Below are 24,616 nucleotides of genomic sequence, written 5' to 3' on the forward strand. Positions count from 1 at the left end.
CGTTTAGTTCCCTGTCAAAGCGATGCGCACGCGCGCACGCGGTGCAAGTGCCGAAAGCGAGACTTCGGTCCCGCCCATCCGAATTCGGTGATCTACAAATCCCGCACCCGGGCGCAGGATATAGGCGTTGCCTCGCACAGGTTCATCAATGCCTTCGATCCAATACCCACCATGCCCGTCCGACGTTTGCGCGCCGCGACCTGGAATATGGCCAAGCCCAGCGGCGAAATCCGGCTGGTGGGAACGGACCAGAACCATCCTGCCATCCCGGTTTTCATAGCAATCCGCCACCTCGAACCCTTGGACAGAATGATGCCAAAGCACACACCAACCAGCCCCCTCAGGCACGTCGAACACCGCAAGAATTCTGTCAGTGTCAACATGGGTTGCGGTCAGGCTACCCGATTGCGCGACTGTTGCGCAAAAAGACAGGAGGAGGGCACAAAGCCCCCCTCCCATAGATCGTGTCACGGACGCAGGGCGTCTGGGACCGTCGCACCGATTTCCTCAAAGTAACGGATCGCACCGGGGTGCAGTGGGATCGGCGATGCAGACAAGGCCAATTCGACCGTTGTCTGGTTCGCAGCGGGGTGTACCGCCCGAAGATCAGCGATATTTTCAAACATCGCACTGGTGATCGCATAGGCCAGATCGTCCGACATTTCCGACGATACGACCAGAACGTTTGGCACACCGATCACGGAAATATCCATGTCCACGCCAGTATACGTTCCACCAGCCAGCGTCGTCACTGCAAACACTGGGTTGGATGCGTCAGCCGCCGCAAGTGCATCCGCGCCAAGTTCAATCATCACGATATCATTGGTCGTCGCAAGGTTCAGAATTGACGACGTCGGTGCGCCAACTGACCAGAAGCCCGCGTCGATATCGCCGTTTGCCAATGCATCAGCAGTTTCGTTGAAATTCAGGCGTTGTTCGTCAATGTCATCATAGGAAATGCCATTGGCTGACAGGATTTGTTCTGCGTTCACTTCGGTGCCCGACCCCGGTGCGCCGATTGAAATGCGCTTGCCGACCATGTCTTCAAGCGACGTGATACCGCTGCCTTCCAATGTCACGATCTGCACCATGTTTGCATAGGCTACGCCAATCGCGCGGACCATCGGCAATTGCTGACCTTCAAATCGCCCCGTGCCCTCATAGGCTTGCAGGACCGTGTCCGCGAGCGCCAGCGCGACATCCGCATCACCCGTCGCAATCAGGCCCATATTCTCAACGGACGCGCCAGTGACTTCGGCTGTCGCCGCGTAACCGTCGACATGGTTATTGATGATCTCAGCAAGACCGCCGCCCATCGGATAATAGACGCCACCAGTTCCACCAGTGGCGACCGAAAGCTGTTCCTGCGCAAAGGCGGGCGCTGCCACGACCAGCGTCGCAGCCGCAAGTGTTTTAAAGAATTTCATAGTTAGGTCCTCCCATAGGTCCATTGTTGCTCGCACCACCTTAGGGATGTGACAGACACTTTCAAGACGCTTGGATATGTTGATTAATCTTTGCCGCGCCAAGGTGTGCTCTATCAACGCAAAGTCGCCGTTCCCTGCCCAAAATACTGCATTCCAACTCATTCTAGCTGCTTTGATCTGCAAACTCGGCCCCTAAAAACCCACCCGCTAAATTGGGCGCCGCCGCAGAACGATCCAATTCGTAGCCGCTAGGATAAGAATCGCCCCAACCCAGAAGCCCGGCTGGGGCAGTTCGTCAAAGACCAGATAGCCAACTGTGGTCGAAAAAACCAAGCTCGCATAAGACAGCACCGCCAAGAAACCTGCCTGACCAAAGCGGTGCGCGCGCAAAAAGCAGAATTGCGCAGCTTGGGCAAAGACCCCAATGGCGGCCAGTAGGGGCCATTGGCTGATCGGGATCGGCTGCCAGCCCACAACAGCGAAGGGGGCTGTGATAATTGCCAATCCTGCGGTGTAAAACGTCATCATCACAACAGTCGGCGCCGCGACAAGTTTTCGGGTCGCAATCACCGCCCCCGTCGCCGCCACAACCACCAGCCCCTGCGCCGCCAAACCCCAACCGCCCGTCAGGCTGGATGGATCAACCGCAATCACCACGCCGACCAACCCCACAACAGCAGCGATCCAGCGATCCCGCGTGATGACTTCGCGCAATAGCCACGCCGCCGCGATCATCGTCAGGATCGGACGGGTGAAACTGACGGCGGTGAATAAGGCCAGTGGCACGCGCGAGATTGCAAAAAAGCTCGCCGTCAGCGCAATCGCAGAAAAGCCGACACGCAGCGCATGAAGCCGCAGATCGGTCAGGCCGACGAACGCACTGCGGTAGCGCCAAATCCATGGCAGCATCAGCAAGAACCCGACACCCGCGCGCAAAAAAACCAGTTGGAACGCAGGGTAGCCAAGGCCCAGCGCCTTAACGATGGCCAGCGCCCAAATGTTCAACGCCATATCGGCCAACAGCCAACCGGCCGCTAACCCGTTGCGCGGTAGATTACCCTCGTCTTGCAAGCAGATTGGCCATAATGCGGAACGCACCAGGGGTCAGTTTTTCCATCTGGTGATGCAGGATCAACGACGTGTGGACATGCCGACCCTTTCCAACATCAGCTGCCAATATAGCACCCTTCAACGGTGCCTCGTCCGCGTCGTTCATCGCAACCAGCGCAACATAGGCGGCGTCCCAGTCTTTGGCGAAATACAACCCGCGCTCTTTGTGCCAATCAGCCCAGTCCGCTGCCCCGATCTTGTTGGGTCCGCGCAGCAGCGGATGGTCTGGGGCCAGAATAGTGACCGCCGCGTTCTCATCCGTAACCCGCCAACGAAGTGATGGCTGACCGATTTCTAATTTGTAGGGCGCAGTCGCGTCCGGATTCCAGTTGTCCCATGGGCGATGGTACAGCGTGACCAGCGTCCCGCCTTCTCGCACCCAGTCATGAATGCGCGGCATCGCATCAGCCAGCCAAGCGCGGAATTTCATGGCAAAAATACCAACCACCAAGGTATCGCACTGCGCGAGCGCCCCGTCGCTCAGCACTGCCTCGGACAGATCGGTGACAGGAACGCCCATCCGGTCCAGCCAATGCCCAACGGAATCGTTGCCGCCGCCAATGTAGCCGACACGCACCTGCGGCAGCGCAGCCGCGACGACACGGATTTGCGCAGTGGCGCGACGCACCAAAACGCGCGGCGCAATAGGGTCACGACGAATGTGGCTAACGCTTGGGGCCTCTTGCCCGTCGAGGGTCAGCGCAAGACCATAAAGTCCCGCCTGAACATCATCCGGCACAGTCACCTTCAACGCGCCATCCCTTTGTGTGAACGTCCAACCCTGCGGCAAAGTAAGCCCCACTTTCGCGGACGCAGGCGAGATTTCACTGACTTGAAGCGTAAAACTGCGGCGATCCTTCGACAGATTGATCACATCTGCCACTGGCGACAGCGCAGCCGAACACTGCGGTAAAACGATGGGGGACACATCGAACGAAACACTGCGCACAGCGTTTATGCCATGAATCTTAATCGCCACATCCATGCACGGCGCACGTGGCAGATCGGGCAAATAAATCGCCGGATACGGGTCGCTGACCGCAGCATCCGCCCCCAGCCTGATATGCGGCCCATCAATAGCCCAGCCTGTCGGTACCTTTGGCATAACGGTAACTTGGCCCGCATCGACACAGACTTCGCTGTCCCATGTGGTGGCGTCATCGGGACGTAAAATGTCATCCTCCAGCCAGCCGTGCACGTCGACACCCGCAGACAGATGGATCACGCGGATAAGCTGTTGGTCCTTGCGGCGCAATTTATGGCCGATGTCAGGCCACGCGGCGGGCGGGCAATTTAATATGGCCCCGCGCACCGCCTGCAACGCAGCACAGGCGTGCGTTAGAACCGCTCGCGCATCCGGGAAAGCGGCGAGTGCCGCATCGCACGCGTCTTGCGCCGCCGTCACATCACCAGAAATTTCCGGCACCGCAAGATCGCGCAGGGTCGCGGCCAGACCTGATGCCAGCCCATCGTCGGGACCTTGCACAAAACTCTGCGCCAGATGCAGCGGACTGTCCGTTTCATCCCCTGCACGAACCCAGCGCCCCATGGCCTGCGTGGCGTGCATTGCGCGGCTTTGCTGACCGATGCGCGCATAAGACCATCCCGTCACCGGATCGCGGCCCCGCACGGGAATGACAAGTGTTGCGGGCGGCGGTGGCAAGTCGTCATCGTAAGCCTGCCCAGCCCCCGACACGGCAGGCAGATACAGCTTTTTGACCTGCCACGCGGCCAGATCACTGGCATCATATTCGGGATCGGCGGCAAGGGACATCACATCATGCGCCGCTTGCGTCATCGCGCGGTGGTGGCCGTGTTGACCGGGCACATCCAGAAATGTCGGGCAGATAATATCAGGCCGTTCCATACGGATAATATCAACAAAACGCGCCAGCGTGCGCGCGCGCCCCCATTTCGCCAATGTTTCAACACCGGACTTGGAAAACCCAAAATCTGTGATCGGATCATCGGGACTGACCGACAGCCAATACATCCGCAAATCCAGCCTATCACTGGCCGCTTCCATTTCAGCGGTGCGCAATGTGCCAAGGGATGCGGCCACTTCGGTGCCGATGTCATTTTGCCCACCTTCGCCGCGGGTCGAACAGGCATAGGAAATATCCACCCCGTCACGAAACCGGAGCGCAGCCAACATCGCTGAGTCCTCATCATCAGGATGCGCGCCCGTGTTCATAAAGGACACGGTGGATTTCAACGCCGTCAAAGCCTGCCAAAGCGCCACAATGCGCGGGCGGTCACGTTCATTTGCTATTTTGACCTGATCTGACAGCGGCACGAACTGGGGCATAAGACGGGTCCTTAGTGTGTGTGTGAAATTGGCGCGCTGAGCGCTCGGTTCAGGATCAACGCGGCAGCCCCAAAGGTCGCCGTCATCCGCCCCGACGCGCCACGCATCAAACGCGGAAACGGGGCCTGTGGTCGGTTTGATACGGACAAGCTGGGCAACGGCGCATGGGCCACCAAATGATCAAGGATCGCATCAGGCATCGCACCACCCAATACGACAGTCTGCGGATCAAACAGATTTTCAACGATCACCATCGCATGGCCGAGCGCATCACTCGCCGTGTCCAGCCATGCAAACAGATCAGGGTCGCGCTGTTCAAACAGCTGTTCGAGCGCGTCAATCCTGTCGGCCGCCTTGTTTGCTGCCCGCAAATGACGCTCAACCGAAAGTCGGCTTAACGCGTCTTCCAGTTTGCCACTTTGACCATAAATAGAATCGGGGATCGGGATATGCCCGATTTCACCCGCGTTGCCGTACGCCCCGCTGACCAACTGTCCCTGATGAATAAGGCCCAGCCCCAAACCAGCCCCAAAATAAAGATAGGCGAAAGATGCGATGTCTTGCGCCACACCGTTCAATCGCTCCGCAATCGCGGCAGCATTTGCGTCATTGCTCAGCATCACAGGCAATCCCGTGGCGTCGGTAAACAGCGCTGCTGCATCGACTTCTTGCCACCCCGTCAAATCGGACTCCATTCCCGCAATCCCCGTCACGCCCAACGGACCCGGCATAACGATGCCTGCGCCCAGCATCCGGCCTTTTGCTGTTGGAACTTTGTCCAATGCGCGGCGGTATAGCGCTTTGACATGGGTCAGCACGACCTCGGGATGGTTCTGCTGCAGGGCAATACGCTCGCTCGATACGCTGCGGCCTTGCATGTCCAACAACGCAGCAAACACCGCGTCGGGGCGCACTTCGATCCCTAGGGCATACCCCCCTTCGGGGTTCAGCGCGTATTGAATGGCAGGCAGACCACGCCCAGCGCTCAACCGGCCTTTGTCCAGAAGCATCCCGTCGTCAAACAGCTCCGCGATAATATTGCTCACGGTCTGTGTGGTCAGTGAAAGTGCGCGCGCGATTTCGGCCCGCCCAATCGTGCCAGCCCCGCGCACCTGTACCAAAACCGCCTGCTTATTGCGGGACCGCGACCGTTCGGCATTGCTGCCTTTCTGAAAGGGGATAACAACCATGCAAACGGATTAACTCAAATAATTTGAATTATCAATCCAATTGAGTTAACTCATAGGTCGAGTCCGATTACGGGCTGCAACTAATTTGTTGGGAGACACGAGATGAAAGCGAATTTGAAAGGTCTGGTTCTTGCCGGACTGACATCCTCAGCTACGCTCTTTGCGGGCACCGCACATGCGGTTGAAATTGAGTACTGGCAATATTTCTTCGGCGCTCGCGTTGATGCTATGGACCAGTTGATCGAAAATTTCGAAGCAGCAAACCCTGACATCAACGTGACGATGACGCATTTCCCCTACGCCGATTACCGCACCAAGGTCGCCGCAGCGATCCCCGCAGGTGAAGGCCCCGATGTCGTGCAATTGTTTTACGGCTGGTTGAACGATTACGTCGAAGCAGAGCTGATCCAGCCCTTGCCATCCGACACGTTCCCAGTTGCGCAGATCGACGCGGACTTCTTCCCGATGGTGCAAGCCATGAAGGATGGTGACAATTACTGGGCACTGCCAACAGCCGTGCGCAGCCTTGCGTTGTTTTACAACACACGTCTTTTTGCGGCGGCAGGCATCGACGGCCCGCCCGCAACACTTGATGAATTGATGGAAACCGCAGCGGCCCTGACCCAGCGTGATGGTGCTGGCAACTTGACCACTGTCGGATTGACCGCAGGCATGACCGCACAGGATCACCACTGGTGGCGCGAAGTTCTGGTGCGTCAATTCGGCGGCGAACCCTACGTGGATGATTATCGCACGGTGAATTACAATACCGAAGCAGGCGTCGCGGCTTTAGATTTCTACACCAACATGTTCCTGAACGAAGATGCTGTCACCTCAATCGGGTTCATGGATGAACCACAGGCCGCGTTCAAAGCCGGACTTGCGGGCATGCACATCGATGGATCGTTCCGCATCGGCTCACTTGCTGATATTCGGGGCCTCGAATGGGGCGTCGCAGAACTTCCCGCAGGAATGGACGGCGTGCAGTCGAATTATTCGTCTTACTGGGTCAACGCGATCACAACCAAAGCAGAGGGTGCGAAATATGACGCCGCTGTTTTGTTCATGGCATATCTGACGTCGGACGAAGCGATGCAAATCTGGCTTGATGTCGTAGGTGAATTGCCCGCGAAACCATCCGTCGGCATGACCGAAGAAAACGCCAATGATGACGTCTTCGGGCCGTTCATTCGCGGTCTAGCCTACGCAAACACCACGAAGTTTGTGAATGAAAGTGCCCAGCGTCAGGTTCTGGTTGAAATGGTCGAGCGCGTGCAGCTGCTCGACATGGATCCAGCCGAAAGCCTTGCAATCGCAGCCGAGGCCGAACAGAAAATCCTCGACGAATACTACGCTGAATAAATACGAACTGCGCCGCCCCGACGACAAGTTGGGGCGGTCGCTTTACGCTGCAAACGGGCACATTTCATGTATCGCAATCTGACCATCCGCCAGAAACAAATTGTCTGGGCTTGGGCCTTTCTGGCGCTGCCCGTTCTGTTTTACACCGTCATCCGGTTCTATCCGACTGGCAACGCGATCCTGATCAGTTTTCAGAACTGGAACCTGCTCGGCAGTCGCACGTGGGCGGGCCTCGAAAACTACGACAAGCTTTGGAACGATCCGGTGTTCTGGAAGGTTTTTCAGAACACGTTTGTCTACCTCCTGCTCGGCACGCCCCTCAGCCTCGTGTTGTCGTTCATCATCGCCTACCACCTCGACAAATTGCGCTTCATGCACGGCTTTTTGCGGATGCTGTATTTCTTGCCGTTCATGACCAGTGCCGTTGCAATGGCGTGGGTCTGGCGCTGGTTCTATCAGGACGTGCCAATCGGGTTGTTCAACAACATCTTGGCCAACTTCGGCATCCCGCAAATCAAATTCCTGCAATCCACCACCAACGCGCTGCCCGCTGTTCTCGCCCCTGCAGTCTGGGCGGGCCTCGGATTTCAGGTCATCATCTTTATGGCCGGAATTCGCGCCATCCCGACGAGTTACTACGAGGCCGCCAAAATTGACGGCGTCGGTTGGTTCACCGTTCTGACCCAGATCACAATCCCACTTCTGCGCCCGACAATCGTGTTCATCGTCGTGTTTTCGTCCATCGGTTTTTTGCGCATTTTCGACCACGTCTTTAACATGACCACCAACAACCCCGGCGGGCCACTGAACGCCACCAAACCGATCGTGCTGATGATCTATGACACCGCGTTCAACGGCTTTGATATGGGCTATGCGGCCGCCCAAACCGTGGTGCTGTTTACGGTCCTGTTGGTCGTCTCACTTGTCCAGCTCCGCCTATTGAGGAGCAATTAGATGGTCGCCGCCCCCGATATCCCCCGCGCATCATCGCAAGCCCTGCTCACGGCGACACCCACCAAACGTCCCCGCAACATGGGTCAGATTATCCGCTGGTTCCTGCTATTCATCGGCGGAATCCTGATGGTCATGCCCATCGCCTATATGATCTCAACCTCCCTGAAATGGCCGCACGAAGTTTACAACGTCAACCTGATCCCCAAAGATCCGACACTGGATAATTACGCCTATGTCCTCGAAGACGGGCGGTTCTACTGGTGGTTTGTCAATTCAATGATCATCGCCACGATCACCACAATCTGTAACCTGCTGTTTGACAGCCTTGTAGGCTATACCCTGTGCAAATTCCGCTTTCCGGGCCGCAAAATTGTCTTCATCGCAATTCTGTCCACCTTAATGATCCCGACCGAAATGCTGGTGATCCCGTGGTATCTAATGTCGCAAACCTTCGGCTGGCTTGACAGTTATTGGGGCATCATGTTCCCCGGTTTGATGACGGCATTTGGGACATTCTTGATGAAACAATTCTTTGAATCCGTCCCCGATGATTTCATCGAAGCCGCCCGCATTGATGGCCTGAATGAGCTGCAAATCTGGTGGACCGTCGCAATGCCGCTGGTCAAACCTGCGCTGGCTGCATTGGCTATCTTTGTGTTCCTTGGCAACTGGACCGCGTTCCTGTGGCCGCTGATCGTCACCAATTCGGTCGACATGTACACGATCCCTGTGGGTCTGTCGGGCTTTGGCGACGAAGCGGACGTTGCATGGGAACTCATCATGACAGGCGCTGCAATTTCGACCATTCCAACGCTGGTCGTCTTCCTGATCTTCCAACGCTTCATCATCCGCGGCGTCGTCATGGCGGGGCTAAAGGGATGATAGACAACAGCACATTTCCCGATCCAACCTACAAAACCACCGTCCTTGCACCGCTGTTCGAGGGTGTGAAAACCCACTACGCGGGGCATATGGCGGCGATCAATCGCGCCCATCTGGTCATGCTGGTGGAAACCGGCATCCTGCCGCGCGCGGACGGTGCGAAAATCGCGCAAGCCTTGCACGCGATAGACACTGAAACCGACATCTCTGCGCTCAGCTACACTGGCGAACACGAAGACTACTTCTTCTACGTCGAAGCTGAACTGCGCACCCGCTTGGGCGACCTCGGCGGTGCCTTGCACACCGCGCGGTCTCGCAACGATATGGATCACACGTTGTTCAAAATGGCCCTGCGCACCCGCGCTGGAACCATGCTGACCCAGATCACGACCCTGACAACCGCGCTGATCGAAAAGGCGCGCGCTGAATCAGCCACCCTCATCGTCGCCTACACGCATGGCCAACCTGCCCAGCCAACGACGTTCGGCCACTACCTCGCCGCGATGATCGAAGTGTTGAACCGTGATGCGACCCGCCTGTCCGCCGCCATCGACAATCTTGGCCACTGCCCGATGGGGGCCGCAGCGATTACCACATCCGGCTTTCCAATCGATCGCACCCGCATTGCCGACCTGCTGGGGTTCGACGGCCCACTGGTAAATTCCTACGGCTGCATCGCGTCGGTGGATTACGTCACCGGACTGTATTCTGCGATCAAACTGGTGTTCCTACATCTGGGCCGCGTCGTCCAAGACCTCGCCTTCTGGTCGAGCTTTGAGGTTGGCCAGCTTTACGTCCCAAACGCGCTGGTGCAGATCAGTTCGATCATGCCGCAAAAACGCAATCCGGTTCCGATTGAACATATGCGCCACCTCGCATCCGTCACCTGCGGGCGCTGTGACATGGTGGTGAACACAATGCACAACACGCCGTTCACCGACATGAACGACAGTGAAGGCGAAGTGCAACAAGCGGGCTATGCCGCCTTTGATAGTGGTGGGCGCGTGCTTGACCTGCTCCGCGCGTTTCTGCCCGCTTGTTCGATCAATGCGGCCAACGTGCGCCGCAACACCGACGCCGCCAGCATCACCATTACGGAACTCGCCGACAGCCTCGTGCGTGACGAAGGCCTGACATTTCGCCAAGCCCATGAAATCGCCGCCCGGATTGCACAGTCCTTGAACGGCACTCCACTTTCGGACGGCTTCGACACATTTCGCGCCGCATTCCAGACTGCGACGGGCCGCGCCCCCGCGATGGATGAATCCGCGTTTCGGACCGCCACCAGCCCCGAAACATTCGTCGCAAGGCGGGACCGGATCGGTGGCCCTGCCCCCGCAGCCCTCGCCAAAGCGCTTACCGACAGTGCACATGATGTGCACACTGTGTGTACGCTGTGTGCCACCCGCATTTTGCGGATTTCTGACGCCGAAAAAACCCGCGACACCGCCTTCGCCCAATTGCAGGAGACCTGACCTTGGCCAACCTCGCCCTTCGCCACCTGACAAAATCCTACGGAAAAACTGAGGTGTTGCATGACATCACGCTGGACGTCGCTGACGGCGAATTCGTGGTCTTTGTCGGTCCGTCAGGCTGCGGCAAATCCACCACCTTGCGGATCATCGCCGGCTTGGAGGAAACCACCACCGGCATCATCGAAATCGGCGGACGCGAGGTCAACAACCTAGAACCCAAAGAACGCGACATCGCCATGGTGTTCCAGAATTACGCGATCTACCCGCACATGTCGGTGAAGAAAAATATCGCGTTTGGACTACGGTCTTCCAAGATGCCAAAGGCAAACAAAGAAAAACGAATACAAGAGGTTGCGGGTATCCTTGATATGGTTGACCTGCTTGATCGCAAACCCAACCAGCTGTCAGGCGGTCAACGCCAGCGTGTTGCAATCGGGCGCGCCATGGTGCGCAATCCTGCCGTATTTCTGTTTGATGAACCCCTGTCGAACCTCGATGCGCAACTGCGCACGCAGATGCGGCTTGAGATCAAAAAGCTGCACCAGCGCGTCGGTAATACCATCGTCTTCGTGACCCATGATCAGGTCGAAGCAATGACCATGGCAGACCGGATCGTCATCATGAAAGACGGCTATATTCAACAGGTCGGCACCCCGGCTGAGGTCTTTCATCAACCCGCCAACACATTCGTCGCGCGCTTTATCGGTGCGCCCTCGATGAACCTGCTGGGCGGCAAAATAACCGGAACGGTCGTAACCCTTGAAAACGGCCAAAACATCAACGTACCAACGCTTAGCGCGCCGTCTGGCACGGACATTTTGCTCGGCGTTCGTCCCGATGATCTGTATACTGGCAGCTCCAATCCAATCATGACCGGCACCGTCACAGTGCGCGAACCGCTTGGCTCCGAAACGCTGATCTACGTCGATACCCCGTCTGGCGAAATCATTGCCAAGGCCGATGGTCGGCACCCACCTGACGTGGGCGAAACAGTGGAACTTGGCGCTGATCCCGAAAACCTGCACGTTTTTGACACCGCAACCGGTGAGGCGCTGAAGTGAGGAAACCAATCCTCTGCGCGGGCAGGCTCTATTGCGATATGGTCTTTGCTGACGCGCCACGGCTGCCAACCCTCGGGACCGAAGTTTTTGCCCCCAACCTGTCGCTTCACGCGGGTGGAGGTGCGTTCATAACAGGCGCGACCTTGGCGGCCCTCGGTTATCCCGTCCGGCAATTTTCAAACCTTCCCGCGACGCCGTTTGACACCATTGTGCTGGCAGACATGGCCGCGCACGACGTTGATGCGACCGCCTGCAAACCAGCCGATAACGGGATTGACCCACAAATTACCGTGGCCATCGCAACCGCAGGCGACCGTGCATTTCTTACCCGCGCCGCAGGCCAAGCCATTCCAGACTTCAGCGCAATAAACTTCGCTGATTTCGCACATCTTCACATTGGCGAACTGCGCACGTTGCAGGACTCCCCTGCCCTGCTTGATCATGCGCGCGCGGCGGGACTAACGGTCTCTCTCGACTGTGGCTGGCAGGATTCCTATGATCCCGACGTGACCGCTTTAATCGCCGCTGTGGATGTTTTTCTCCCAAACGAAAGCGAAATTGCTGCCCTTGCGTTGCTTGGCATACCACAGACCTGCGCGCGCCTCACCGTTGTCAAAAGCGGCCACAAAGGCGCGCGCGCACGACTGATAGATGACAGCGCGTGGACCAATTGCGCAGTAAAATCCCCCGTGCAGGTACGCGACGCGACTGGTGCGGGCGACGCCTTTAATGCGGGCTTTTTGTCGCGCTGGTTGGAACATGCCCCGTTGCGAGACTGTCTCGCCAAAGGCAACGCTTGTGGGTCAGCTGCCGTGCAGATCGTAGGTGGAATAGGCTTCCCTCAGCACGTTTAAGTATGTGGCGGAGACGTGCTGCCACGAATGACCAAAGAAACGGGTACCACTGCTGCGTGCTCTTTGCCGATCCCATCCGAGGATTCAATACGCTCCATAAGCATGGTTGCGGCGGTCTCACCGATAAGGTGGCGGTCTTGCCTGATCGATGTAAGCGGCGGGATGAATTGTTCGGCGAGATCGATGTCATCAAAACCCATAACCGAGACATCGTCAGGTACTTTGAAGTTATGGCGCACCAATTCAGCGATAAACCCCATCGCCAGTTGGTCAGATGCGCAAAACACAGCGGTGGGGCGGTCGTTCATCGTGATCCATACCTTTGCTGCACTGCATCCAGCGGCAAGTGAGAAATCACCGGCAATGATCCAGTCCGGTTTTAAGTCAAGTTTGAGAGCTGCAATTTCAGCGACAAAAGCGTCCTTGCGCGTGTGCATGAGTACGTTGCCTTCGGGGCCGGTCACATGGGCAATCTTGCGATGTCCAAGGCTATACAAATGATTCACTGCTGCGCGGGTCCCGCGACGATTTTCACTGCGAACAGAGGGGAAATCTGCGGCATCGACCCATTCGCAGGCGAACAGGATGCGTCCCGCCTGTGGTGCATTTTCCAAAGATGCAACGACGTCGGGGCTTAGCCCACCATCCAAAATTATCATTCCATCAGCCCGCGCATCGTCGAGGTAATCAATCAAGCGTTCGCCACTGTCATGCACCTGTTTGGTGCTGGCGATCAGCATCGAATACCGTTTGCTTGAAAGATGGCGAGAGATGCCTTCAAGGATCGTTGAAAAGAACGGGTTGGCCAGATCGGGCAGTAAGACCAAAACCGAATGGGACCGTCGTGTACGAAGGTTTCGCGCGGCACGATTGATGCGGTAACCAGTCTCGCGGACAGCATCAGAAACGCGGATCTTGGTCGATTCGGATACTACATTGGGGTTTGAAAGAGTGCGCGAAACGGTCGCCGTCGAAACCCCTGCAACGCGAGCAACGTCTTGAAGTGTTGAAGTTTTCAGTGCCATGACGCCCCATTTTCAGTTGGGTCAGATGTAATCGATTACATAAACTGTTGACAAGCCCATCGTCGGCAATGCCTTATGTAATCGATTGCAGAGGCGGCAATCGCAAAACCATTGGCGGAAACCCGCGTTTTCTGGGAGGAAAATAATGTCTAAAACCTTGAAGTCCCTATTGGTAGGGACCGCACTCACGGTTGCATCTGCGTCCCAAGCGATAGAATTGGAAGTTACACATTGGTGGACATCTGGCGGCGAAGCGGCTGCTGTGACTAAGTTTGCTGAAGCATGGAATGCGACCGGCAACACATGGCTTGATGGTGCGATTGCAGGTTCCGGCGGAACAGCGCGCCCAATCATTATTTCGCGCATTATTGGTGGAGACCCGATGGCAGCAACTCAAATGAACCATGGACGGCAAGCCGAAGAGCTAATTGAAGCTGGTCTGCTGCTCGATCTGAGCGAAGTCGCAGAAGCGGGTGGCTGGGCCGATATCGTCAACCCATCCTCATTGCTTGAGGGCTGCACATTGGACGGCAAGATCTATTGCGTTCCGGTGAATATCCACTCCGGTCAATGGATGTGGCTGTCGCACGCAGCATACGAAAATGCTGGCTTGGACGTGCCAGCGGACTGGAACGAATTCGTAGATTCTGCAGGTGAATTGCGGGCCGCAGGCACATTGCCGCTAGCGATGGGTCAGCAGGGCTGGCAGCAAAACCTCGCGTTTGGCGCGATCACTATTGCCGTCGCTGGTACAGAAGCCTGGCGCGAAGTGACGGTTAACAAAAACGCGGACGTGGCACGTGGGCCAGAATTCACCGCAGTGTTTGACGCCATGGTAAATGCACGCGAACTCGCGTCTGGGTCTAACGTACAGGACTGGAACCAAGCGACCAATATGGTCATCACGGGTACCGCTGGCGCGCAGCTCATGGGTGACTGGGCACAGGGTGAATTCGCAGTTGCTGGACAGGTAGAAGGGGTCGATTATTCCTGCCTGCCGGGTCTGGGTCTGAATGACGTTTTGGACACCGGTGGTGACGCGTTCTATTTCCCCGTCAACGATGATCCGGAAATCACAGCAGCACAGCTTGAACTGGCCGCGTTACTGATCTCTCCAGAAGTTCAAGTTTCATTCAACCTTGCCAAAGGATCGCTGCCTGTGCGCGGCGACATCGATATGTCGGCTGCAAACGGTTGCATGCAAAAAGGTCTGGAAATCTTGGCGAGCGGCGGCGTTCTGCCATCAGGCGACCAGTCCTTGTCCGCAGATACGCAAACACAGATCGAAGATCTGATGGCACAGTTTTGGTCCGGCGATATGCCTGCAGCAGACGCACAAGAAAGCTATGCTGAACTAATCGAAAAGGCTGACTAATTAACGATTTAACCCGGCGGCACCCCGCCGGGCCATTCCTTATTCTAGACATTCCTTTATTTTTGGAGCCGACACGATGACCGTGGCCCCGGACCCCCCTGCGCAACCCGCCAAGCGCCCCCGCCGTTTATTCAAAAATCTAATGGCCAAGCTTGCTTCGCTGCCGATGATCCTGACGGCACTCGTGATTTTCGTTGGCGGCACCTCATGGACAGTTTTTTATTCTTTCACCGGCTCGCGGATGTTGCCCAAAACCGAATTTGTCGGACTTGATCAATACGAGCGCCTCTGGAATTCTGACCGCTGGATCATCTCGATCAAAAACCTCGGGATTTATGGCTCCTGTTCGCTGGTCCTAACGCTGGTTATTGGCTTCTGCCTCGCGGCGTGCCTCGACCGCAAAATCCGGTTTGAGTCCGCTTTCCGTTCCATTTTCTTATATCCCTTCGCATTGTCGTTTGTGGTCACAGGCCTTGCATGGCAATGGATTCTAAACCCCGAGTTCGGCCTTCAAAGCGTGGTGCGCGGTTGGGGCTGGGAAACCTTCACGTTCAACCCACTGAACGATCCCGATACCGTTATCTTCGGTCTGTTAATCGCGGGTCTTTGGCAGGGCACTGGGCTGATTATGTGCATCATGCTGGCCGGTTTGCGCGGCATCGACGAAGACATCTGGAAAGCAGCGCGCGTGGACGGGATTGGCACCATCAAAACCTATGTCGTGGTGATCATCCCGATGATGCGGCCTGTGTTCATCACCGCCCTTGTGCTGATCGCATCGGGGATCATCAAGCTCTACGATCTGGTCGTCGCGCAAACCGGTGGTGGCCCAGGACTGTCATCAGAAGTGCCCGCAAAATACGTGATTGAATTCATGTTCCGTGCCCAGAATTTGGGCCAAGGATTTGCGGCGTCCACCATGATGTTATGTTCTGTGGTGATCATTCTGATCCCATGGGCGTTCCTCGAATTCGGAGGCCGGAAACGTGGCTGATATGACAGTGACAACTACCAAAGGGCCGCGCGGCCCAAAGCCTAAAAAGGCCTTCTCGCGCGCCAATATTTTCCTTTATGGCACACTCATCATGGTCTCCATGTATTACCTGTTGCCGCTCTATGTGATGATCGTAACGTCGCTCAAGGGCATGCCGGAAATTCGCATGGGCAATGTGTTTGGCCCACCGATGGACATCACGTTTGAGCCATGGGTTAAGGCGTGGTCAGAGGCCTGCACAGGCATCAATTGTGACGGTTTATCGCGTGGCTTTGGCAATTCTGTCCGCATCCTGATCCCGTCGGTTTTGCTGTCGATCATCATTGCGTCAGTGAACGGTTACGCGCTGTCGAACTGGAAATTCAAGGGCTCAGAAGTCTTCTTTACGATCCTGATCATCGGTGCGTTTATCCCTTATCAAACCATGCTGTACCCGATCGTGATACTGCTACGTGAAATCGGATTAATGGGGTCTATTGGCGGGCTGGTTCTGGTGCATACGATCTTTGGTATGCCGATCCTGACGCTGTTGTTTCGAAACTACTTCGCCTCGATGCCCGAAGAACTATTCAAGGCGGCGCGGGTGGATGGTGCAGGTTTCTGGCAGATTTATTTCCAAATTATGTTGCCAATGGCGCTGCCGATTTTCGTCGTCGCGATCATTCTGCAAGTCACCGGTATCTGGAACGATTTCCTGTTTGGCGTAATTTACACCAAACCGTCGACATATCCGATGACGGTGCAGCTCAATAACATCGTGAATTCGGTCCAAGGAATCAAAGAATACAACGTCAATATGGCGGCAACGCTGCTGACGGGTTTGGTCCCACTCCTCATTTATTTTGCCTCTGGCAAACTCTTTGTCCGCGGTATTGCCGCTGGCGCGGTAAAAGGCTGATCTTATGGCAAACTCTGTAGAAATTAAGAATCTGGACCTGAACTTTGGGGCCGTGAAGGTTTTAAAACAACTCAACCTCGACATTGCCGAAGGTGAGTTTCTGGTTCTCCTCGGCTCTTCTGGATGCGGAAAATCAACCCTTCTAAACTGCATTGCAGGGTTATTGGACGTGTCGGACGGCCAGATATTCATCAAGGGTGAAAACGTCACATGGGCGGAACCGTCTGATCGCGGCATCGGCATGGTGTTTCAATCCTACGCGCTTTATCCGCAGATGACTGTGCGCGGAAACCTGAGCTTTGGTCTTAAGAATGCAAAGGTCCCAAAACCCGAGATTGCAAAACGGATCGCGCGTGCGGCTGATGTCCTGCAAATTGAACCGCTGCTGGATCGCAAGCCCGGCGCGCTTTCGGGTGGTCAACGCCAGCGTGTGGCGATTGGCCGTGCGTTGGTGCGCGACGTTGATGTGTTCTTGTTTGATGAACCACTGTCAAATCTGGATGCCAAATTGCGTACTGACCTGCGGGTCGAATTGAAACGGCTGCACCAGCAACTGAAAAACACGATGATCTATGTGACCCACGATCAGGTTGAGGCGATGACGTTGGCCGACCGGATTTCAATCATGAAAGACGGCATGATCGAACAACTGGATACCCCAGAAAGGATCTACGCCAAACCGTGCAACAAGTACGTGGCGGACTTTATCGGCTCGCCTGCGATGAACCTTTTCACAGGTCAGCTTAGTGACACCAGATTCGGCTGCAACGGGTTCAATCTGGACGTCAGTGGCTATGAGTTTTCCGACAGTGGGCTGCGTGATGGTGCAGCATGGCTAGGTATTCGCCCCGAACATATCATGACAGGCGATGCAGCCCATGGCGCGTCTTATTCGGGCACCGCCGAGATCGATATCGTCGAACCTATGGGGTCGGACACTTTGGTCTGGGTCAATTTCGCCGGTCAGTCCGTGCGCGTGCGCACCATCGGCCAATCGGGGCTTAAATCCGGCAACACCCTGACAATCGGATTTGATGCGGCGCGGCTGCATCTGTTCGACAAAAAAACTGAATTACGGCTCTAATTAGAAAGCGATGACATGACCTTGGCACTTCAACTTTATTCCATGCGCGATTGCAGCGACCAGATTGCATTGCTTGGCCATTTGCCCGCGATGGGGATTACGAAAATCGAAGGCTATGGCGGCGTGTACGGCGATCCAACCGCCTACCGTGCGGCGATGGAAGCGAATGGCATTTCGATGCCCTCGGGCCATATGGGGCTGGACGATATTGAGGCTGATTTCGACGCGACGATGCATATCGTGAAAACACTCGGGATAGGCCGGGTTTTCGCGCCTTACCTCGAAGAAAACGACCGTCCCACAACCGCCGCTGGTTACACCGATCTGGCGCGGCAATTAAATACTGCAGCCACACGCTACGCCGATCACGGAATCTCGTTTGGCTGGCACAACCATGACTTTGAATTTATGGCGCTGGCCGATGGAAGCACCCCGTTGGACATTTTGATGGAAAAAGCACCCGATATCACATGGGAAGCTGATCTGGCGTGGATCGTGCGCGGCGGGCGTGACCCATTGGAATTCATCCAGCGTTACGGTGGCCGCCTGTCGGCCATTCACGTCAAAGACATCGCCGAAAACGGCACCAACCTTGACGAAGACGGCTGGTGCGATCTTGGTGCGGGAACGATGGATTGGGCAGCACTTTTGCAGGCCTGCCGCAATCAATCCAGCGATCTGATTTATGCGCTTGAACACGACAAGCCGAGCGACCCGATTGGCTATGCAACCCGCTCAGCAGCCGCTTTCAAAACCCTTTGGGAGAATACGCATGACTAAGGATCTGGGCGTTGGCATCATCGGATGCGGTAACATTTCCGCCGCGTATTTGCAGTTGGCCCCAATTTTCAGGGGTTACGACATTGTGGCTGTCGCCGACATCAATATGGACAACGCGCGGGCACGGGCCACGGAATTTGATGTGCGGGCACATACCGTCGATGACTTGTTGGCCGCAGACGATATTGATCTTGTTATCAACCTGACTGTTCCGGCAGCGCACGTTCAAGTGTCCCGCGCCATTTTGCAGGCTGGCAAACACGTTTATTCCGAAAAACCATTCGTGTTGAGTCTTGCCGAGGCACAAGAACTTGGCGGCATCGCAAAGGCCAACAATCTGCGCATCGGGTCCGCACCAGATACGTTTTTGGGGGCCAGCCACCAGCTTGCACGCAACCTTGTAGACAGCAGTACAATTGGAACTGTGACGTCTGGCGCAGCCGTCGTGATGTCATCAGGCATGGAAGACTGGCATCCAAACCCCGATTTTTTCTTTCTAAAGGGTGGTGGGCCAATCCTTGATTTGGGGCCTTACTACATTTGCAATTTGGTGCAGATGCTTGGCCCAGTAAAGAAAGTCACCAGCTTTACTGGTATGGCGAGCGACACCCGCATTATCCAGAACGGTCCACGCTACGGCGAAACAGTTCCGGTGCAAACCCCCACGACGATCCATGCGATCATGTCGTTTGAAAGCGGTGCAATTATCAGCCTGCTGTCCAGCTGGGATGTTTGGGCCAGCAATCATCCGACAATGGAGCTTTATGGCACTGAAGGGACAATGAACGTTCCTGACCCTAACTGGTTTGGCGGCGTGTTAACCGTGACCGAGCGCGGTGGTGAACCGATTGAAAAATCTTGGGACCATCCGTTTGCCATTCCCAATTTCGAGGACGTTCACGCAAACTATCGCGGCGCGGGTTTGGCGGATATGGCGCTGGCCATTGCGGCGGATCGACCACACCGCTGTAGCAGCGACTTTGCGACCCATGTTGTCGAAGTGATGACGGCTATTCTTGCGGCGGGCGAAACGGGTCAGGTCATAACCATGACGACCACGTGCGAACGCCCCGAAGGTTTGGGACCTGACCAAGCGCGCGCTTTGCTGGCCTGATTGCATTTAAACGGAGATAAAGATGAGTAGTTCGATCAAAGGTCCAGCAATATTTTTGGCGCAGTTTTTGGGTGACAAAGCGCCGTTCAATTCCCTGCCCGCCATTGTCGAATGGGCCGCGGGTCTGGGGTACAAGGGCGTGCAAATCCCAACATGGGATACGCGGGTTTTTGATCTCGACAAGGCTGCGTCTAGCAAGACCTACTGCGATGAAATTGCTGGGGTTTGCGCACAGCATGGCGTGGCCATCACCGAACTTTCAACCCATTTACAAAGCCAGCTTGTGGCGGTGCATCCGGCATATGACACGGCGTTTGATGCCTTTGCGCCAAGCGCATTGCACGGCAACCCCGCCAAACGTCAGATTTGGGCGGTTGATCAGGTCACCAAGGCCGCAAAAGCGTCGCAACACCTTGGGTTAACGGGGGCTGTTGGGTTTACAGGATCGCTCGCGTTTCCCTACCTTTATCCTTGGCCACAGCGCCCTGCCGGACTTATCGATGAGGCGTTCACGGAACTGGCGCGTCGTTGGAAACCGATCTTGGATGTGTACGACGACGCGGGCGTGGACTTTGGTTTCGAAATTCACCCAGGCGAAGACGTGTTCGACGGGGCTACGTTCGAACGTTTCCTCGATACGCTCAAAAATCACCCCCGATGCAAAATTACCTATGATCCTTCGCATTTCCTGCTTCAGCAGATGGATTATCTATCCTTTATCAACATCTACCACGACTGCATCAGCGCGTTCCACGTCAAGGATGCTGAATTCAACCCAACAGGGCGGCAAGGCGTCTATTCAGGCTACGCAGATTGGACCGACCGAGCAGGGAGATTCCGTTCCCTTGGCGACGGGCAGGTAGATTTTAAAGGCATCTTTTCGCGGCTCACGCAATATGGGTTTGATGGTTGGGCTGTGCTCGAATGGGAATGTTGTCTCAAACATCCCGAACAAGGGGCTGCAGAAGGTGCGCCGTTTATCGCGGATCACATCATACGTCGGACGGACAAGGCATTTGATGATTTTGCGGGTGGTGATGCGGATCCAACCGCCTTGCGTAATATGATGGGTTTTTAAGAATGGCACTGCTAAAGCTCGGCATGGTTGGTGGCGGACAGGGTGCGTTTATTGGCGGTGTTCACCGTATGGCATCACGACTGGACGGCTGTTTTGAATTGGTTGCGGGCGCTTTTGCGTCTGACCCCGCCCGCGCCCATGCGTCGGCAGAAATATTAGGGGTCAGCGCCGATCGCTCATACGCTGACTACCGTGAAATGGCGACGGCAGAGGCCGCCCGGCCGGATGGGATCGACGCCGTTTCCATCGTAACGCCAAACCATTTGCACGGCCCTATCGCAGAAGCGTTCCTGGCGCAGGATATCAATGTGATCTGTGACAAACCGATGACCGCAACACTGGCGCAAGCCAGAAGCCTGATGCTTGCCGCAGAAGCGTCCAAGGGGCATTTCTTTTTGACCCATAACTACACCGGTTATCCCATGATCCGGCAGGCGCAACAGATGGTGTCCGAAGGGGCGCTCGGCAATATTAGGATCGTTGAGGCAAATTATCTACAGGACTGGCTGAGCGAAGCGCCCGCACCAGACAACAAGCAGGCGGCATGGCGCACAGACCCCGCGCAATCTGGCGGAGGCGCGATTGGGGACATCGGAACGCATGCCTATAACCTTGCGTGTTTTGTAACCGGGCTGCGTACAACGAGGTTGAACGCCACCTTGCAGGCCCATGTAGCAGGGCGAACCGTCGACGATGATGCGCGCGTCACACTGCAATTTGATGGCGGCGCACGCGGTCATATTTGGGCCAGTCAGGTGGCGGTCGGCAATGAAAACAATCTGACTTTGGCTATCTATGGGACCAAAGGGTCAATCAAATGGGCACAAGAGAACCCTAATATCCTCTTATTCACAAAATTGGGTGACGCACCGCAGATGATCACGCGTGGTGGGGTGGCCGCCCACCCATCTGCGGCTGCCGTGACGCGCATTCCGGCAGGCCATCCCGAAGGCTACTTGGAGGCTTTCGCCACACTATACCGCGAAGCCGCAGAGGTGATCGCGGCAAACAGTGAACCAACCAGAAAAAGTGCCGTCATAGGCATCAAACAGGGGTTGGACGGCATGCGTTTCGTGGATGCCTGCCAACGATCATCCGACGACGGTGGGGCTTGGATTGCGCTCTAGCGGGCGCATTGCAACGTGCATCGCCAGCGACCGGCAAAGTGAGACAAGCTGGCTTAGACCTGACCAATCTTAAAGCCGCGTGATAGCTGATGACGCATCGCAAAAAGCAGAATCGCGCCGGGTATCATTGACGCGGCCGTTACAGCCATCACCAGACCAATGTCAGTTTGAAAGCCAAAAAGCGCGTTGATCGCCATACTGATCGGCTTTCCGTTTGTGGTCGTCAGAATTCGGGCAAAGACAACTTCGACCCACGAAAACATGAAACAGAAAAACGCCGTGACAGCGATGCCGGGAACGATCAGCGGAAGCAGGAACTTCCAGATCACTTGCCGTCTGGAGTATCCGTCAAGAAAGGCGGTTTCGTCCATTTCTTTCGGTATGGCTGATATAAACCCTTGCAGGATCCAAATCGATATAGGGAGGTTGAACAAGCAATGAGCCAACGCGATCCCGAAGACCGAATTGACGACGCCAAGTGCTGAAAATAACTGAAAAATCGGGAGAGTCAGAACCACGGGTGGGGTAATCCGAAGCGCAATAAAAGCAAGGAACAGGTGTTTGTCCCCGACAAAAGAAATGCGCGAAAACGCGTAGGCTGCAGGGATCGCGACAGGCACGGTTATGCAGATATTGATCACGACATAGGCCAGTGAATTACCAAAGGCTGCGCGTAAATTCGGATTCGTAAAGATGGCGGAATAGTTGCGCAGTGTCAGGTCGCCGACTTCGGTATCGGGGTTCGGCAACGTAGCCACAAAACTGATCAATATCATCTGGATCAGCGGCAGGCTGATAAACACCACGAAGATAAGAAGGCCAGTCATTTTGAGGGCTGGAAGATAACGATTGGCGTTCATGAGGATCGTCCGTCATAAAGCTTGGCCTGGGCTTTGGTGAACATCCACGCAACGAACAACACGATCAAAAAGTAGAGCACCGATCGAGCGGCGGACGGGCCATAGTTGAAGGCCTTTATGTCCTCACCCAGATCAACGGCGAGGAACATTGTCGCGCCATTTGGACCGCCTGCATTAATCGGAAATGCTTCGGTATAAATCATGAAAGAATCCATGAAACGCAGCAGGATGGCCATCAGCAGAACGTGATAAAGCTTTGGCAATTGGATGTGGAGAAACACCTGCCAAGGACCGGCACCATCGATTGCGGCCGCTTGGTAATGGGACGCGGGCACTGTCGTGAGTGCGCTGTAACACAAGATCACAACAAGACTTGTCCAATGCCACACGTCCATCGCAATAATGACCGCCCATGTCTGCGTTGCCGACTGTTTCCAATCAGCGGACCAACCGAGGAATGGTAACAGACGTCCTAAGATACCTGTTTCGGGGTTTAGCAGGCTCAGCCACAGGGACGGGATCATATTCCACGGCACAAGCAATGGCAGTGAGACGACTACCAGCGCGATGCCAACCCAGACTTTTCGTCTGGGAATACACAGTGCAATCGCGATCCCCAACGGGATCTGGATGGCGAGTATAAGCGTTGAAAACAATGCACTCCGCCCGAAACTGACCCAGAAACGCCGTGATTGAATGATCTGCTCATACCATTCCGTCCCAACCCAGAATCGAGCATCCAAAAGAAAGATTTCAAAAAGTGAATAGTTGATAACGGTAATCAATGGGATCAACCCGACAAGGCCAAGAACGACAACGGCAGGTGCGACGAATAACCAGCCGATATTGCCAAAGTCTTTCATAGTGTCGATCCAGTTTGGTGGCCAATCAATGCCTCAGCTTGTCACTACTTGTGTGTTCCAAGCTTCGCAATTCGCAGTCAGTTCTTTTGACAACGCATTGTCTGTGAACAAAATATCGACGTCATTCAATGTGCAGATCGTGAGAGGCGCTTTTCGCTGAAATTTAGTATGATCGGCAACCACCATCACGTTGCGGGATCGTTGAATGGCAGTCCTGCTGACCATCACCTCTTGGCCATCAAAATCAAGCAGGTCGCCGTCTGCGTCGATTGCCGAACAGCCCAGTACAGAGTGATCAAACTTAAACTGTTTGACCATTTCTGCCGTCAGACCTCCGACAATACCGCCATCCGAACGCCGCAGCACACCGCCTGCTAAAATGATCTCACATGTTCTATTTACGGCCAATATATAGGCTATATTTAAATTATTAGTTACAACGAGTAGGTTTTCATGATCCAGCAACTCTTGCGCGACGGCTTCAGTGCTTGTCCCGATGTTCATAAAGACCGACGCGCCGTGTGGAATTGATTGGGCGCATTTGACGGCAATTGCTGCCTTGCCCGCTTCGTTGGTGCGGCGACGTTCTTCGTAAATGATGTTCACGACACCGGATGGTACCACGGCCCCGCCATGTACCCGTTCAAGCCGCCCACTTTCGGCCAGATCAGACAGATCGCGTCTGATTGTTTGCACTGTAACGTTGTAGTGCTCGGCCAGCCCATCGACAGTGACCTTGCCTTCTTTGCGCGCAAAATCAAGGATCTCACTTTGCCTGAAATTCGAAACCATTGC

23 protein-coding genes are annotated in these 24,616 nt (G+C 55.5%); 14 read left to right on the forward strand and 9 right to left on the reverse strand.

Going from position 1 to position 24,616, the window contains the following annotated elements; translation table 11 throughout:
* Window positions 1-3: 3 nt before the first annotated feature.
* From OAN307_RS21260 to OAN307_RS21280, 5 genes are all read right to left on the reverse strand, one after another.
* Entirely contained in the window at window positions 4-459 is a 456-nt protein-coding gene (locus OAN307_RS21260; protein ID WP_015501555.1) for a DUF1850 domain-containing protein, read from the reverse strand.
* Window positions 460-467: 8 nt separating this feature from the next.
* Window positions 468-1,427, reverse strand: a complete 960-nt coding sequence (locus OAN307_RS21265; protein WP_044044201.1) for a TAXI family TRAP transporter solute-binding subunit — start codon at window positions 1,425-1,427, stop codon at window positions 468-470.
* A 207-nt stretch (window positions 1,428-1,634) separates the two neighbouring features.
* Window positions 1,635-2,525 carry a DMT family transporter gene (locus OAN307_RS21270; RefSeq protein WP_217564366.1) on the reverse strand — a complete coding sequence of 297 codons (891 nt, stop codon included), beginning with the start codon at window positions 2,523-2,525 and terminating at the stop codon, window positions 1,635-1,637.
* A complete protein-coding gene (locus OAN307_RS21275) occupies window positions 2,482-4,845 on the reverse strand; it encodes a PIG-L family deacetylase (protein WP_015501558.1) in 2,364 nt (787 codons plus the stop codon). The genes OAN307_RS21270 and OAN307_RS21275 overlap by 44 nt, the downstream gene beginning before the upstream one ends.
* Window positions 4,846-4,856: 11 nt before the next feature.
* Window positions 4,857-6,035, reverse strand: coding sequence for an ROK family transcriptional regulator (locus OAN307_RS21280; protein WP_015501559.1), 1,179 nt, complete (start codon window positions 6,033-6,035; stop codon window positions 4,857-4,859).
* Window positions 6,036-6,137: 102 nt separating this feature from the next.
* On the opposite strand from OAN307_RS21280, the gene OAN307_RS21285 reads away from it, so the two are divergent.
* The 6 genes from OAN307_RS21285 (at window position 6,138) to OAN307_RS21310 (ending at window position 12,623) form a co-directional block, all read left to right on the forward strand.
* Window positions 6,138-7,397: an extracellular solute-binding protein gene (locus OAN307_RS21285; RefSeq protein WP_015501560.1), complete on the forward strand. Its 1,260-nt coding sequence runs from the start codon at window positions 6,138-6,140 to the stop codon at window positions 7,395-7,397.
* 66 nt (window positions 7,398-7,463) lie between these two features.
* Window positions 7,464-8,351, forward strand: a complete 888-nt coding sequence (locus OAN307_RS21290) for a carbohydrate ABC transporter permease (RefSeq protein WP_015501561.1) — start codon at window positions 7,464-7,466, stop codon at window positions 8,349-8,351.
* Window positions 8,352-9,233: a carbohydrate ABC transporter permease gene (locus OAN307_RS21295; RefSeq protein ID WP_015501562.1), complete on the forward strand. Its 882-nt coding sequence runs from the start codon at window positions 8,352-8,354 to the stop codon at window positions 9,231-9,233.
* Window positions 9,230-10,708, forward strand: a complete 1,479-nt coding sequence (gene argH / locus OAN307_RS21300; protein WP_044044204.1) for an argininosuccinate lyase — start codon at window positions 9,230-9,232, stop codon at window positions 10,706-10,708. The genes OAN307_RS21295 and argH overlap by 4 nt, the downstream gene beginning before the upstream one ends.
* Before the next feature lie 2 nt (window positions 10,709-10,710).
* On the forward strand, window positions 10,711-11,769 hold the full coding sequence (locus OAN307_RS21305) for an ABC transporter ATP-binding protein (protein WP_044044206.1): 1,059 nt from the start codon (window positions 10,711-10,713) through the stop codon (window positions 11,767-11,769).
* Window positions 11,766-12,623, forward strand: a complete 858-nt coding sequence (locus tag OAN307_RS21310; protein ID WP_015501565.1) for a carbohydrate kinase family protein — start codon at window positions 11,766-11,768, stop codon at window positions 12,621-12,623. Before OAN307_RS21305 ends, OAN307_RS21310 begins: the two co-directional genes overlap by 4 nt.
* On the opposite strand, the gene OAN307_RS21315 is transcribed toward OAN307_RS21310, so the two are convergent.
* The gene (locus OAN307_RS21315; RefSeq protein WP_015501566.1) at window positions 12,620-13,648 is read right to left on the reverse strand and encodes a LacI family DNA-binding transcriptional regulator; all 1,029 of its coding nucleotides are present in this window, start codon (window positions 13,646-13,648) and stop codon (window positions 12,620-12,622) included. The two genes, OAN307_RS21310 and OAN307_RS21315, sit on opposite strands and share 4 nt — an antisense overlap.
* Window positions 13,649-13,793: 145 nt before the next feature.
* Here OAN307_RS21315 and OAN307_RS21320 point away from each other — a divergent pair, with 145 nt between their 5' ends.
* From OAN307_RS21320 to OAN307_RS21355, 8 genes are all read left to right on the forward strand, one after another.
* Window positions 13,794-15,023 carry an ABC transporter substrate-binding protein gene (locus tag OAN307_RS21320; protein ID WP_015501567.1) on the forward strand — a complete coding sequence of 410 codons (1,230 nt, stop codon included), beginning with the start codon at window positions 13,794-13,796 and terminating at the stop codon, window positions 15,021-15,023.
* Window positions 15,024-15,099: 76 nt separating this feature from the next.
* On the forward strand, window positions 15,100-16,017 hold the full coding sequence (locus OAN307_RS21325; RefSeq protein ID WP_015501568.1) for a carbohydrate ABC transporter permease: 918 nt from the start codon (window positions 15,100-15,102) through the stop codon (window positions 16,015-16,017).
* A 1-nt stretch (window position 16,018) separates the two neighbouring features.
* The gene (locus OAN307_RS21330; protein WP_015501569.1) at window positions 16,019-16,915 is read left to right on the forward strand and encodes a carbohydrate ABC transporter permease; all 897 of its coding nucleotides are present in this window, start codon (window positions 16,019-16,021) and stop codon (window positions 16,913-16,915) included.
* 4 nt (window positions 16,916-16,919) lie between these two features.
* Window positions 16,920-17,999, forward strand: coding sequence for an ABC transporter ATP-binding protein (locus tag OAN307_RS21335; protein ID WP_015501570.1), 1,080 nt, complete (start codon window positions 16,920-16,922; stop codon window positions 17,997-17,999).
* A gap of 15 nt (window positions 18,000-18,014) precedes the next feature.
* Window positions 18,015-18,779, forward strand: coding sequence for a sugar phosphate isomerase/epimerase family protein (locus OAN307_RS21340; protein ID WP_015501571.1), 765 nt, complete (start codon window positions 18,015-18,017; stop codon window positions 18,777-18,779).
* Window positions 18,772-19,893: a Gfo/Idh/MocA family protein gene (locus tag OAN307_RS21345; protein WP_015501572.1), complete on the forward strand. Its 1,122-nt coding sequence runs from the start codon at window positions 18,772-18,774 to the stop codon at window positions 19,891-19,893. Before OAN307_RS21340 ends, OAN307_RS21345 begins: the two co-directional genes overlap by 8 nt.
* Before the next feature lie 22 nt (window positions 19,894-19,915).
* Window positions 19,916-20,971 (forward strand): sugar phosphate isomerase/epimerase family protein, encoded by a 1,056-nt coding sequence (locus OAN307_RS21350; RefSeq protein ID WP_015501573.1) that lies wholly within the window; start codon window positions 19,916-19,918, stop codon window positions 20,969-20,971.
* Window positions 20,972-20,973: 2 nt separating this feature from the next.
* Window positions 20,974-22,098 (forward strand): Gfo/Idh/MocA family protein, encoded by a 1,125-nt coding sequence (locus tag OAN307_RS21355; protein ID WP_015501574.1) that lies wholly within the window; start codon window positions 20,974-20,976, stop codon window positions 22,096-22,098.
* 53 nt (window positions 22,099-22,151) lie between these two features.
* Here OAN307_RS21355 and OAN307_RS21360 read toward each other — a convergent pair whose 3' ends face one another.
* Genes OAN307_RS21360 through OAN307_RS21370 form a run of 3 tightly spaced genes read right to left on the reverse strand, consistent with a single transcriptional unit; the run spans window position 22,152 to window position 24,613 of the window.
* Window positions 22,152-22,958: a carbohydrate ABC transporter permease gene (locus tag OAN307_RS21360; protein ID WP_015501575.1), complete on the reverse strand. Its 807-nt coding sequence runs from the start codon at window positions 22,956-22,958 to the stop codon at window positions 22,152-22,154.
* Window positions 22,955-23,821: a carbohydrate ABC transporter permease gene (locus tag OAN307_RS21365; RefSeq protein ID WP_015501576.1), complete on the reverse strand. Its 867-nt coding sequence runs from the start codon at window positions 23,819-23,821 to the stop codon at window positions 22,955-22,957. Before OAN307_RS21365 ends, OAN307_RS21360 begins: the two co-directional genes overlap by 4 nt.
* A 33-nt stretch (window positions 23,822-23,854) precedes the next feature.
* Window positions 23,855-24,613, reverse strand: a complete 759-nt coding sequence (locus OAN307_RS21370) for a DeoR/GlpR family DNA-binding transcription regulator (RefSeq protein ID WP_044045064.1) — start codon at window positions 24,611-24,613, stop codon at window positions 23,855-23,857.
* Between the last annotated feature and the right edge of the window lie 3 nt (window positions 24,614-24,616).

Origin of the sequence: Octadecabacter antarcticus 307, assembly GCF_000155675.2 — a bacterium.
In the GTDB taxonomy this organism is placed as follows: domain Bacteria; phylum Pseudomonadota; class Alphaproteobacteria; order Rhodobacterales; family Rhodobacteraceae; genus Octadecabacter; species Octadecabacter antarcticus.

Bases quoted from the DNA above. Each gene is read 5' to 3' on its own strand.
- OAN307_RS21345 (WP_015501572.1), top strand. From the start codon at position 18,772: ATGACTAAGGATCTGGGCGTTGGCATCATCGGATGCGGTAACATTTCC.
- OAN307_RS21260 (WP_015501555.1), bottom strand. From the start codon at position 459: ATGGGAGGGGGGCTTTGTGCCCTCCTCCTGTCTTTTTGCGCAACAGTC.
- OAN307_RS21365 (WP_015501576.1), bottom strand. From the start codon at position 23,821: ATGAAAGACTTTGGCAATATCGGCTGGTTATTCGTCGCACCTGCCGTT.
- OAN307_RS21320 (WP_015501567.1), top strand. From the start codon at position 13,794: ATGTCTAAAACCTTGAAGTCCCTATTGGTAGGGACCGCACTCACGGTT.
- OAN307_RS21335 (WP_015501570.1), top strand. From the start codon at position 16,920: ATGGCAAACTCTGTAGAAATTAAGAATCTGGACCTGAACTTTGGGGCC.
- OAN307_RS21280 (WP_015501559.1), bottom strand. From the start codon at position 6,035: ATGGTTGTTATCCCCTTTCAGAAAGGCAGCAATGCCGAACGGTCGCGG.
- OAN307_RS21290 (WP_015501561.1), top strand. From the start codon at position 7,464: ATGTATCGCAATCTGACCATCCGCCAGAAACAAATTGTCTGGGCTTGG.
- argH (WP_044044204.1), top strand. From the start codon at position 9,230: ATGATAGACAACAGCACATTTCCCGATCCAACCTACAAAACCACCGTC.
- OAN307_RS21370 (WP_044045064.1), bottom strand. From the start codon at position 24,613: ATGGTTTCGAATTTCAGGCAAAGTGAGATCCTTGATTTTGCGCGCAAA.
- OAN307_RS21355 (WP_015501574.1), top strand. From the start codon at position 20,974: ATGGCACTGCTAAAGCTCGGCATGGTTGGTGGCGGACAGGGTGCGTTT.
- OAN307_RS21295 (WP_015501562.1), top strand. From the start codon at position 8,352: ATGGTCGCCGCCCCCGATATCCCCCGCGCATCATCGCAAGCCCTGCTC.
- OAN307_RS21325 (WP_015501568.1), top strand. From the start codon at position 15,100: ATGACCGTGGCCCCGGACCCCCCTGCGCAACCCGCCAAGCGCCCCCGC.
- OAN307_RS21275 (WP_015501558.1), bottom strand. From the start codon at position 4,845: ATGCCCCAGTTCGTGCCGCTGTCAGATCAGGTCAAAATAGCAAATGAA.
- OAN307_RS21285 (WP_015501560.1), top strand. From the start codon at position 6,138: ATGAAAGCGAATTTGAAAGGTCTGGTTCTTGCCGGACTGACATCCTCA.
- OAN307_RS21315 (WP_015501566.1), bottom strand. From the start codon at position 13,648: ATGGCACTGAAAACTTCAACACTTCAAGACGTTGCTCGCGTTGCAGGG.
- OAN307_RS21340 (WP_015501571.1), top strand. From the start codon at position 18,015: ATGACCTTGGCACTTCAACTTTATTCCATGCGCGATTGCAGCGACCAG.
- OAN307_RS21265 (WP_044044201.1), bottom strand. From the start codon at position 1,427: ATGAAATTCTTTAAAACACTTGCGGCTGCGACGCTGGTCGTGGCAGCG.
- OAN307_RS21330 (WP_015501569.1), top strand. From the start codon at position 16,019: ATGACAGTGACAACTACCAAAGGGCCGCGCGGCCCAAAGCCTAAAAAG.
- OAN307_RS21360 (WP_015501575.1), bottom strand. From the start codon at position 22,958: ATGAACGCCAATCGTTATCTTCCAGCCCTCAAAATGACTGGCCTTCTT.
- OAN307_RS21350 (WP_015501573.1), top strand. From the start codon at position 19,916: ATGAGTAGTTCGATCAAAGGTCCAGCAATATTTTTGGCGCAGTTTTTG.